10 protein-coding genes are annotated in these 11907 nt (G+C 41.1%); 7 read left to right on the top strand and 3 right to left on the bottom strand.

All coding sequences use genetic code 11. The annotated features are described in order from the left end of the window. Positions 1-52 precede the first annotated feature (52 nt). The 3 genes from Aru01_RS10245 (at position 53) to Aru01_RS10235 (ending at position 1827) form a co-directional block, all read left to right on the top strand. Positions 53-466 (top strand): PaaI family thioesterase, encoded by a 414-nt coding sequence (locus Aru01_RS10245; RefSeq protein ID WP_016655426.1) that lies wholly within the window; start codon positions 53-55, stop codon positions 464-466. Positions 467-605: 139 nt separating this feature from the next. After that, on the top strand, positions 606-989 hold the full coding sequence (locus tag Aru01_RS10240) for a hypothetical protein (RefSeq protein ID WP_016655427.1): 384 nt from the start codon (positions 606-608) through the stop codon (positions 987-989). 31 nt (positions 990-1020) lie between these two features. Continuing rightward, positions 1021-1827 (top strand): helix-turn-helix domain-containing protein, encoded by an 807-nt coding sequence (locus Aru01_RS10235; RefSeq protein ID WP_016655428.1) that lies wholly within the window; start codon positions 1021-1023, stop codon positions 1825-1827. 74 nt (positions 1828-1901) lie between these two features. Here Aru01_RS10235 and nadB read toward each other — a convergent pair whose 3' ends face one another. Further along, entirely contained in the window at positions 1902-3557 is a 1656-nt protein-coding gene (gene nadB / locus Aru01_RS10230; RefSeq protein ID WP_016655429.1) for an L-aspartate oxidase, read from the bottom strand. Positions 3558-4004: 447 nt separating this feature from the next. Here nadB and Aru01_RS10225 point away from each other — a divergent pair, with 447 nt between their 5' ends. Next, the gene (locus Aru01_RS10225; protein ID WP_016655430.1) at positions 4005-5393 is read left to right on the top strand and encodes a Do family serine endopeptidase; all 1389 of its coding nucleotides are present in this window, start codon (positions 4005-4007) and stop codon (positions 5391-5393) included. Between the two features lie 252 nt (positions 5394-5645). Beyond that, a complete protein-coding gene (locus Aru01_RS10220; protein WP_016655431.1) occupies positions 5646-6656 on the top strand; it encodes a L,D-transpeptidase family protein in 1011 nt (336 codons plus the stop codon). Positions 6657-6746: 90 nt separating this feature from the next. Here the strand turns inward: Aru01_RS10220 and argG are convergent, their stop codons facing one another. Then, positions 6747-8102 carry an argininosuccinate synthase gene (gene argG, locus Aru01_RS10215; protein ID WP_171068161.1) on the bottom strand — a complete coding sequence of 452 codons (1356 nt, stop codon included), beginning with the start codon at positions 8100-8102 and terminating at the stop codon, positions 6747-6749. A 244-nt stretch (positions 8103-8346) separates the two neighbouring features. Here argG and Aru01_RS10210 point away from each other — a divergent pair, with 244 nt between their 5' ends. Continuing rightward, a complete protein-coding gene (locus tag Aru01_RS10210) occupies positions 8347-9417 on the top strand; it encodes a 4-phosphoerythronate dehydrogenase (RefSeq protein WP_016655433.1) in 1071 nt (356 codons plus the stop codon). After that, positions 9410-10393, top strand: a complete 984-nt coding sequence (gene epmA, locus Aru01_RS10205; protein WP_016655434.1) for an EF-P lysine aminoacylase EpmA — start codon at positions 9410-9412, stop codon at positions 10391-10393. The genes Aru01_RS10210 and epmA overlap by 8 nt, the downstream gene beginning before the upstream one ends. A 66-nt stretch (positions 10394-10459) precedes the next feature. Here epmA and Aru01_RS10200 read toward each other — a convergent pair whose 3' ends face one another. After that, a complete protein-coding gene (locus tag Aru01_RS10200) occupies positions 10460-11884 on the bottom strand; it encodes a transporter permease (RefSeq protein ID WP_016655435.1) in 1425 nt (474 codons plus the stop codon). Positions 11885-11907: the final 23 nt, after the last annotated feature.

Here is an 11907-nt window from a genome sequence, read left to right as displayed (position 1 = left end):
TTGCTAATTTAACTATGTTGGACAGTACGAAATAACATTGCAAAGGATCGTGATGAAAGTACAGCAACAAGAAATCGAAGCATTTTTACAGCAGGAATTTCCACAGAGTTTAGAGAAATGCAGTATTGAGCATGTTGGAGAATATACTGCAACATTACGCTGCCATGTCGATGATCAAGATTTACGGCCAGGTGGCACTGTTTCAGGACCAACCATGATGATGCTGGCAGATATTGCTTTATATGTTGCAATCTTGGCAGAAATTGGTTTGGTGGCGCTTACAGTGACGACCAACTTAAATATTAATTTTCTGCGTAAACCTATAGGTGGTCAGGATATTCGGGCTTTGTGTAAACTTATTAAAGTGGGCCGTACACTCGCAGTAGGCGAAGTCTGGATCTATTCTGTGGGTTCGGACGATGCTGTGGCACATGTAGTGGGGACTTATGCAATTCCACAACATTGATCTGCCGATGGCCTTGATTTAGACCAACAATAAAAATGTGTAAAATTGGCTGGATTACACTATTTTTTGGCTGAAAGCTCAGATGTGGTAACTTATTCTATGGGTAAAATAATAATCATTCCTATTTGGAGAAATTATTATGTTTATTCAAGATACAGAAAACTTTCCTGTGGTTAAGATTAGTTATCAAAGTACAGATGCAATCAGTGTAGAAGAAAATATTGCTCGCTTTGAAGCATTGCTTGATCGAGAGCAACCCTTTGTATTGGTGGGAGAAGGTCCAACACCAGAACAGCAGGGGAGTCATGAAGAGCGTAAATTTGTTGCGGCTTGGGTTAAACAAAAGCGTAGTGATCTCGCTGAATTTGTCAAAGCGCTGGTACATATTGAAGCAGATGAACAAAGTCGTTTGATTATGCAAAAATTTGCCAATAATTACGTGAAGTTTGCAGGATATCCTATGTTTGTTGTGACCAGTCAGCAACAAGCGCAGCAGGTGATTCGTTCTGTTTTAAAGTATTGATCTGAGATGAAACTTTAGGATGCAACAGAGCATGCAACATTTTTATGCTGATACATTGGATCGCTCCATTGTCATTTTAAAGATGCAAGAGCGAGTTCCTGACTGGGAACTTGCCATGCATCACCATTTAAAAAATCAATTTGTTGTTTGTTTATCTGGCTTAGTGACTTTACAGACCGAACAGGGAATTTGGATTTTGCCACCAAATAACGCATTGTGGGTACCTGCGATGACGGAGCATCAGGTGAAAAGCTATGGTTTTTCATCTGGTTATGTATTGTTTATCGACCCAAAACTAGATATCAAAATTCCTGACCATTTTCAAATGTATCATACCCATGATTTTCTCAAGGCTTTACTTACCCGTACTGCAAGCATTGCGCATAATTATGAGTCGGAGCAAGAACAACGCTTAATGCATTGTTTGCTCGACGAGATTTTAGCCGCACCTAAACAATTTTTTTATTTAGCAATGCCACAACAACCACGCTTGAAAAAGATCTCAGATACTTTGTTGAGTACACCCGAGCTGAATCATAACTTGTCAGAATGGGCTGCAGTGTGTTGTATGAGTGAGCGTACAATGACACGTGCATTTCAGCGTGAAACAGGGATGAGTATTAATCAATGGCGGAAAAAGTTACATGTGATCATTGCATTACAATGGTTGAGTGAAGGAGAGAGTGTACAACGCATTGCACATCGTCTGGCTTATGATAGTGATACTAGTTTTATTGTGATGTTTAAAAAGTTTATGCAGATGTCACCCAAGAAATATTTAAAGCATCATCAAGATTTGAGTTCAACAGCTATACAACTTGAAGCTGAGTCAGCTTAAGATCAGTGAGTTAAGCATGTATGCTCACGATCACAAAGAGCATGTGTTGTGATCGAGAGCTGTTGGTTATATGTTTATACGCTAAGGGCAGTCGTCAAGGTCGGATTAACCACCTGTAACTGTACCTGAGTGTCTAAGGGACTCAGTACGGTTTTATACAATTGCTCAGATAGTTCAGGATAATCAAGCGTGTAATGTAGACCGCGAGACTCCTTACGGTGCATAGCACAGCGTACAATCATTTCTGAAACAAGTACGAGATTACGCAGCTCAATCAGGTTTTTACTCACATGATAGTCTTGATAATATTCGTTAATCTCAGATTTGAGCATTTCAATGCGGTGTAAAGCACGTTCTAGACGTTTGTTGGTACGTACAATACCGACATAGTTCCACATCGTGGCACGTAGTTCATCCCAATTTTGTAGAATGACCACGTCTTCATCTGCATCTTTAACTTGTGATGTATCCCACGCAGGGATATATGGATATTGAAAGTCAGCAGTAAACTGTTGTTGTATATGTTCAGCTGCACTCATGCCATAAACAAAACATTCAAGTAAAGAGTTACTGGCCATACGATTTGAGCCATGTAGTCCAGTATACGAAGTTTCACCAATCGCATAAAGCCCAGCAAGGTCTGTTTGACTATGCTCATCAACCATTACACCACCACAGGTATAGTGCGCAGCAGGGACAACAGGAATCATATCTTGAGTAATATCAATACCAAGTTCCAGTAAGCGGGCATACAGTGTTGGAAAATGCTCTTTAATGAATGTTTCAGACTTATGGGTGATATCTAGCCAGACGTGGCGAATCCCTAATCTTTTGATTTCAAAGTCTATGGCGCGAGCAACGATATCACGAGGTGCCAATTCAGCACGTTCATCAAAACGCAGCATAAAGCGTTCACCATTAGGTAATCGTAAGTATGCACCTTCACCCCGCATGGCTTCTGTAATTAGGAAAGAGCGTGCTTGAGGATGATATAAACAGGTTGGATGGAACTGGTTGAATTCCATATTGGCTACACGACAACCTGCACGATAGGCCATGGCAATACCATCACCAGTCGCGATATCAGGATTTGAGGTATATAAGTAGGCTTTCATTGCACCACCGCAGGCCAATGCGGTAAATGGGGCAAGGAAGGTGTGCACACAGTCATGATCGATATCGAGGGCATAAAGACCAAGTGCACGATCTGTTTGGTCGGTATGGCCAAGTTTATGCTGGGTAATCATATCGATCGCAACAAAGTTCTCGAAGATATGAATATTGGACTGCTGACGGGCACGTTCAACCAAGGTGGTCGAAATCGCCTTACCTGTGGCATCTGCTGCATGAATAATACGACGTTGTGAATGGCCGCCTTCACGTGTGAGATGTAATTGCTGATTTTGATCTAAGGTAAAACTAACCCCATGTTGCAATAGAAAATCAACAGAAGCTTGCCCACCATTTACTGTTTGAGCAACAGCATCTAATTCACATAATTGTACGCCGGCAATCATGGTGTCATCTATATGTTGTTGAATCGAATCAGCCTGATCAAGCACCGCAGCAACGCCACCTTGGGCATAGTAGGTACTAGCATCATGTAAATCTGATTTTGCGAGTACAGCAATTTTTAAATGATTTGCCAATGAAAGTGCAAGACTTAAACCTGCACCACCACTACCGACAATGATCACATCATACTGATGTGTGGTCCCTTGTTTAGACATGTCATCCTACAACGTTTTAATCGTCCAGTTATGACACTCCTTTTTGCTCAAAAATACAAGCCTTGAATATAAATTAAAGAGCGCATTCTTGCTCTTTTAAGGCGAAGTGAGCACTGGTTTAACAACCTAGATTTCTTTACGTTTTTTAAGTGTACTGTGCTTTGCTGCTAAATAGATTGCTTAACATACGTCAAAGGTGTTCCAGCACAGCAAGCTACGCAGTAGTAACCAAGCATTGAAAGGGAACTGTGCAATCTAAGTTGCATCAATGAAACTCGATGGCTTTAGCACCGAGTAGTTTATGATTAAAATGAAAGTTGTATAATCTAAAGAATATTAACTAAGATATTGTTTTACAAAAATATAGAAACATTTTTTAACGCAATATTCAAAACGAATATGATACAACCATTTTTATCCACTTAATTACTAGAGAGTTCAAGCTTAATGAAAGGTCGCTATCTACAACAAGGCATGTTTGCAGCAGTATTTGCTGTAGCTGCACAGAGCCAAGCAGCTACTGCCGTTGATTTTTCCAATTTAGTTGAACAAGTCAGTCCCGCAGTTGTAAGTGTCAATGTCGTGAAAAAAATGACACAGGAAGAGTTATTACAACAGCAAGTGCCTGAAATTTTGAAGCGATTCTTTGGTAATCAAGTCATTATTCCACAGCAACGTATGCCGCAAGAAAAAACTGCCTATGGCAGTGCTTTCTTTATCAGCAAAGATGGTTATCTACTGACCAACCACCATGTTGTTGAAGATGCGTCCAAAGTCACAATTGTTCTCAATGATCGCCGTGAAATTGATGCAAAAGTAGTCGGAAGTGATGCACGTACCGATGTTGCTTTATTGAAAGTAGAGGGAACAAGTTATCCAACATTAACTCCAGGTAATGTTGATCAACTCAAAGTTGGACAACCTGTGCTTGCTATCGGTTCACCTTTTGGATTTGATTATTCCGCTTCAGCGGGGATTGTCAGTGCTAAGTCACGAAATATGCAGGGTGAAAACTCAGTTCCTTTTATCCAAACTGATGCTGCACTCAACCCAGGTAACTCAGGTGGGCCGCTCTTTAATCAGTCAGGTCAGGTGATTGGTGTCAACTCACGAATCTTTAGTGGCACAGGCGGTTATATGGGCCTATCATTCTCTATCCCTATTGATGTTGCAATGGATATTGCTGATCAATTAAAGAAAAATGGTAAAGTGACACGTTCTTATCTAGGCGTAGCCATGCAAGATGTTGACCGTAACTTAGCAGAAGCTTATAAGTTGCCAAAACCAGAAGGCGCATTGGTAACTCAGGTTGCACCAAACTCTCCAGCAGAAAAGGCCGGTTTAAAAGCAGGTGATGTAATTTTAAAATACAATGGTTCGGCGATTTCGCGGACTTCAGAATTGCTTAACTACCTAAACCGTACTTCACCAAATCAAAGTATTCAACTTGAAATCTTACGTGATGATAAAATGCGTCAGATTCAAGCAATCCTATCGACCTCACCAGACGATACACCCGCTAAAGAGAGTGCAAATACAAGTACTGCTGCAAAAAAAGGTCCAGTCATAGGGGTTGCGATTCGCAGTCTAAGTGAAGCTGAAGTGAAACAATTGGGCCTTAAGGGTGGTGTGTTGATTCAAGACGTAAATCGTGGCGGTTTGGCATCACAATCAAAAATGTTACCTGGTGATGTTGTGACGAAGATTAATAACAAGGCTGTATTAAATGCCAATGATTTCATTGAAGCTGTAGCTGAACTGAAAAACAATACTGTCGCACGTGTTGCAATTATTCGCGCGGGTCAACCTGCAATTTTGGGTCTACGTATCCAATAATCGTTACCTTTAGCGTGAATGATAAAATTTAATTGAGCTGTATAAGTGATAGGAAAGTCCCGTTGATGGGACTTTTTTATATCTTGTGAGTCAGATTATGTCGCACTTATAAAAATAAAGTGTTAATTGATCTACAAAAATAAAATAATATTAGTAAAATGAACAAGCGTTAATGATTTTGAATCATTTTGAAACAAAAGTGATTGTTGCTTATCTATTTTAAAAATTAAAGATTTTAGCTGTGAGTTTATTATGGGGTCAAATCAAGTTAAATTCGTTTTCTTCATCAGTTTGTGCCTTTTTCAGGTACCTGCTTTTGCCAATAAGGCGACAGCTTCAGCAAACGCAGCAGCACCTGCACAAGGAAGTTGGGGAATCGAACAAATTAATTCAGCTGTATGGTCAAGCCCAGGGAAAGGACGATTCCCAGTTTATGCACGGGCACAGGTCATGCTAAATAATTTACATGCTTCACCTGGTGCAATTGATGGTAAAAGTGGCCATAACTTTCTCAAAGCCATATCTGCATATCAGCAGATGAATGGTTTGCCTGTCACAGGACAATTGACCCAACAAACATGGCAACATCTTGAGATCCGTCAACAGAAACCGGCATATCAACATTATTTAATCACTGCAGAGGACTTAAAAGGTCCATATGTTAAAGCTATTCCACGTAACTACGCTGAACAGGCAAAAATGTCTGGTTTACACTATACGCGTGTGAGTGAAATGTTGAGTGAGAAGTTTCATGTTGATGAAGAGTTCTTGAAGGTATTAAATCCACAAGCGAAATATAATAAAGTCGGTGAGCGTATTTTAGTACCTAATGTACGCAATGAATTACCCACTGATATTAGTCTGATTGTTGCGCATAAGGGCGCACGCCAACTCTATTTGTTTGATGCAAATAACAAGATGGTGGGGGCATTTCCTGCTTCGATTGGTGCTACAAATACCCCTTCACCTAAGGGCACTCTGACGATTGTAAAAGTTGCACCTAATCCAGTTTATGGTTATTCCCCAAAGAACTTTGTTCAAGGTGGTAATACCAAACCTTTATCCTTACCACCAGGTCCGAATGGTCCTGTAGGAAATATCTGGATTGCACTGAGTAAACCGACATTTGGAATTCATGGTACACCGAACCCATCCTTGATCTCAAAATCGACCTCTCATGGTTGTGTACGATTAACCAATTGGGATGCCAATGATCTTGGGCGTAAAGTGCAAAATGGTGTTGTGGTCAAGTTTATTGACTAAGATGTCAAAAATATGAGAAAAAAATAACCGCTTTTAAAAGCGGTTATTTTTTAACGTTACTCACTGAACTCAGTCAGGAGAACATGGGAATTATTTTTTAGTTTCAAGCTGTGGTACTGCTGAACCTTGACCAAGTGATAATAGGCCAGTATTGGTATACAAGCTTAATTTTGCACGTGTGTCTGTAATATCAAGGTTACGCATAGTTAACTGACCAATGCGATCCATTGGGCTAAACATTGAGTCGCCTTTTTCCATTGTTAAGCGTTCAGCTTCATAGGTCAGGTTAGGAGATTCAGTGTTCATAATGGTGTAGTCATTACCACGACGTAGCTCAAGTGTAACGTCACCAGTAATTGCTTTAGCGACCCAACGCTGTGCAGTTTCACGTAGCATAAGCGCTTGAGAATCGAACCAACGACCTTGGTACAGTAGACGACCCAAACGTAGACCGTTGATACGGTACTGCTCAATCGTATCTTCGTTGTGAATACCTGTAACCAAACGCTCATAAGCAATATGAAGTAAAGCCATACCCGGAGCTTCATAGATCCCGCGTGATTTCGCTTCAATGATACGGTTTTCAATTTGGTCAGACATACCCAAACCATGACGACCACCGATACGGTTTGCTTCAAGGATCAATTCAACAGGATCTTCAATACGTACACCGTTTAAAGCAACAGGCATACCTTCTTCAAAGCTTACAGTAACGAGTTCAGGGGTAACTTTAACGTCTTCTTTCCAGAACGCAACGCCCATGATTGGTTCAACAATTTTAATGCCAGCATCAAGATACTCAAGATCTTTTGCTTCGTGTGTTGCACCTAACATGTTTGAATCTGTTGAATAAGCTTTTTCTTTTGACATTTTATAGTCAAAGCCGTTGTCGATTAAGAATTGCGACATTTCGGCACGGCCACCTAACTCATCAATAAAGTTTTGATCGAGCCAAGGCTTATAGATTTTTAAATTTGGGTTAGTTAATAGGCCATAACGGTAGAAACGTTCAATGTCATTACCTTTATACGTCGAGCCATCGCCCCAGATGTTGACATCGTCTTCTTTCATTGCAGTAACAAGCATAGTACCTGTTACAGCACGACCTAGTGGAGTCGTGTTGAAATAAGGAACGCCACCAGTACTAATGTGAAATGCACCACACTGAATCGCAGCAATACCTTCAAGCGCAAGTTGTAAGCGGCAATCAATTAATCGCGCTTTAACAGCACCATATTGCTCCGCTTTCTTTGGAATTGCGTCATAGTCTTCTTCATCTGGCTGGCCAAGGTTTGCAGTATATGCATACGGCTCAGCGCCTTTTTGTTTCATCCACAGCAAAGCTGCTGAAGTATCTAGGCCACCAGAAAAGGCAATTCCTACTTTTTTACCTACTGGTACATGCTGCAAGATGGTTGCATTGTCAGTCATTATGATTCCTATCAGAACAGTTTGGGCAGCGCCAATTATGCGATGCTTAACAAGTTTTAGTCGAGGGAGATTGTATCACTATTCATCAATCTTGTTTCTCAAAAAACGGCTTTTCTATGCAAAATATAAAATGTAGTGAGAGAGCTACTGAATTATTGGATGAATAAGCGACTTGTATGGGCTACAGACTGTATTTTCGCATGTAGTCAGGCTATCACTGACAGCGTATTATAGGATGACTTGAATTTAGAGATGGGTTATGAAGATCGTTGCTGATGAAAATTTGGCGTTGACCGATTATTTCTTTGCCGATATGGGAGAAATTCGCCATGTTGCTGGTCGTCATTTACAACACCAAGATGTCCAAGATGCTGAAGTGCTTTTGGTTCGTTCGGTGACCAAAGTCAATGCAGCCTTAATTGATCAGACTGCACTTAAGTTTGTTGGTAGTGCAACTATTGGCACGGACCATCTTGATCAAGCTGCTTTAGCACAGCAACACATCGTATGGTCCAATGCAGCGGGGTGTAATGCACAAGCGGTAGCAGAATATGTTGTAACAGCGATATTGCATTTAGAGCCGTGCTTATTGGAACAAAGCAAACCATTTTGTCTTGGCATCGTGGGGCTTGGAAATGTCGGAAAACGCTTAGCTTATCTGGCTAAAATACTGGGATGGCAAGTGTTAGCACATGACCCATATGTGGTTGACCCAGAAGTTGAACAAGTCGACTTAAATGTCTTGTTGCAGCAAGCCGATGCGGTATCTTTACATGTACCTTTAACTCACGAACAAGATCATGCAACCTATCATTTGATTAATGCCGAGCGTTTAGCCTTAATGCCAAGTCACAGTATTTTAATCAATGCAGCACGTGGGGCAGTGGTTGAAGAAGCAGCTCTTATTGAGGATATTGCGCACTGTGGACGCCGTGTTGTTTTAGATGTTTTTGAACATGAGCCCGTTATTTCTGCAGAACTATTACAGCGACTTAGCCTCGCTACCCCACATATTGCAGGTTATAGCCTAGAAGGTAAAGCCCGTGGTACTCAGATGATTTATGATGCATATTGCAAGGCATTTGATTTACCACACGATAAAGATTTTACCAGTCAGTTGCCCGATGCTGAGCAATATTTTAAAGATCAAGATATATATAGTGTGCTGAAACAGCGTATAAATTCGATTTATAACATTGCGCAAGATGATGCTGAATTACGTGCATGTTTAAACCAAGGTGTCGTAGATCAGGCTGCATTTGATCGCTTACGTAAACAATATCCTCTTCGACGAGAATGGGCTGCTCATGGAGGGCCTAGTCATGACTAAGCAAGAATTAGACTATCAACCGAGTTGTGACTTATCCGCATTGCAAGCGCGCGCGCAGTTATATCGTCAATTACGTGAATTTTTTCAACAGCGTGATGTGCTTGAGGTTGAAACACCTGTGGTATCGCAAGCAGCTGTGACGGATGTGCACTTGGCTTCGGTGGCTGTCGATCGTCATATTAATGGTCAATTACAACGTCAGTATCTACAGACCTCACCAGAGTTCCCAATGAAACGTTTGTTGGCGAGTGGCAGTGGGCCAATTTATCAGATTTGCAAAGTTTTTCGTGATGACGAACATGGTCGCAAACACAACAGCGAATTTACCATGCTGGAATGGTATCGCCCTAACATGAGTCTACAAGCGCTGATGCATGAGGTAAGTGATCTACTGAATGTCGTGTTAGCAAAGCGCTTTGGTGAACTCAGACCTGTTATTTTGAGTTATAAGCATGCATTTATGCAGCGTTTAGATTTAAACCCCTTACAGGCTAGCCTAGCCGAATTAAAACAGAGTGCACGGCGTGTAGGGCTTGATCTGGATTTGGGTGATGACCGGTTGGCTTATATTGATTTGTTATTTTCACATATGGTCGAACCAAGCTTAGGTTTTGATACCCCTGTATTTTTAACCGATTTTCCACCTGAGATGGCTTCACTTGCCAAAGTTAAACAGGATGAAGATGGGGAGCTTGTTGCAGCACGTTTTGAGCTTTATATTGAAGGATTAGAACTTGCCAATGCTTATGATGAGTTGATTGATGCTGATGTTTTATTGCAGCGCTTTGAGCAAGATAATGCTGAGCGTTTGCAACGTGGGTTGATTGAAATGCCGATCGATCATTATTTATTGGCAGCACTTCCACATATGAGTGAGTGTAGCGGAATCGCCTTAGGTATAGACCGTTTACTGATGGTGATTCAAGACAAAATGCAGCTTGCTGATGTCATTAGTTTCCCCGCAGAAATTGCTTAATTAAATCCTGACTAAGCCTCTACTTAAACAAGGAGAGGCTTAAACGCAGAATGAGGTATTTGGGCTTTAAGTCAGCAGATGGAAGAGCACGGCAAATAAGCCAATGTTGGCTGTCACAATCGCCCAGCCGCCATACAACATATATTTCAGCTGACTAGAGCGAGCTAAGCCCATTTGACCAAACATGTCGGATGAGGGGAACGGTCCGAACCAATCCACTTGAGAGCTTGCAAGCAGTACGGCTGTAATCGCTGTAGGCGGTACACCATGTGCGACTAATATGGGGCCAAAAATCTTATTGGTGAAAGTCATTTGTGCAACTGCAGCACCAGGGATATGCCCAACGATGTTGAACAGGAAAATACCGAAGCAAAGCATAGCAGGGGTCAGACCTGTTAAATATGGTGTGACATTATCGAGCAATGTTTGGTAGGCATTGAGTTTCTCAACCAATACCAATATTGGATTGTATAACCAATATAAGAGAAACATCCAAACCAGTTTGCCACAGCCTGCATAGAGTGCTTCAAGAATTTGTTTAGGTGATAATCCTGCGACAAGGCCTGTTAATAATGCCACGGTTAACATGACAATAATTGCAAAACTAAAGCCAGCCTTAATGATGACGCCAATAACAGCCATGACGATAATAGTTGCTAAGAATACAATCGCAGCACGCTTGCTTGATTTTAGTTTTGCAGGGTCTTCTTCATCTTTTTGATTTAGAAATTCTTCATTGTATTGATATTTACCCGCAGTCCACTTTTGAATATAACCAGACATAATCCAGCCTGCTGCAAGTGTAACAACACTCATCGGTAAGGCAGAGGTTAAGAGAAACTGAGGATAACTCAGTCCACCTAGCTCTAAAATAGTCACTGTGCTCGGTGTAAATGGACCAATGAATAAACCAATTGATCCAGATGTCATGAGGAGTAGTGCAACTGTTGGTGGTGTTAGTCCAACCGCAGCAGCAATGGGAATAATCACCGCGACAATAATCGCATTACCTCCCGCCATGGTTCCTAATGAACCACAAATCACGATAGATGAAATAATAATCCCTAGTTTTACACGAGTCTGACTCGACAAACCTACTCTATTGACAATGAATTTGACCAGTTCACGGGCAGCACCTGTACGATAGGCGACTTCACCTACACCAGCCCCCAGCATAATAATAAGCCCCACAGTCGCAATAAATGAACCTGTGGATTTAGCCAAAATAGTGCTCAGTTCAATTACGCCAGTTGAGGTCATAATGACACTGATTAAAATTGCAATGATTACAGATAAAACAATATCCAAACCAATAACCGTTAATATTGCCAAGGCAAAAATAGGCAATAGACCAATCACACCAACATCTTCAACAGCGAGATTTCTTGCATAAAATGCAAGGATAAAACTGATGATAATGACGACAAAAAGAGCAATATTTTTTTTAGTCCATAATGTAGGCGCAAAAGGAGGAGCATGTTGAAGTGACATAGATCTTTCCTTGATAGTCATAA

It is taken from the genome of Acinetobacter rudis (assembly GCF_000829675.1).
Lineage (GTDB): Bacteria > Pseudomonadota > Gammaproteobacteria > Pseudomonadales > Moraxellaceae > Acinetobacter > Acinetobacter rudis.
The sequence above is the reverse complement of the archived record's forward strand: the minus strand, read 5'-3'. Positions and strand labels throughout refer to the sequence as shown.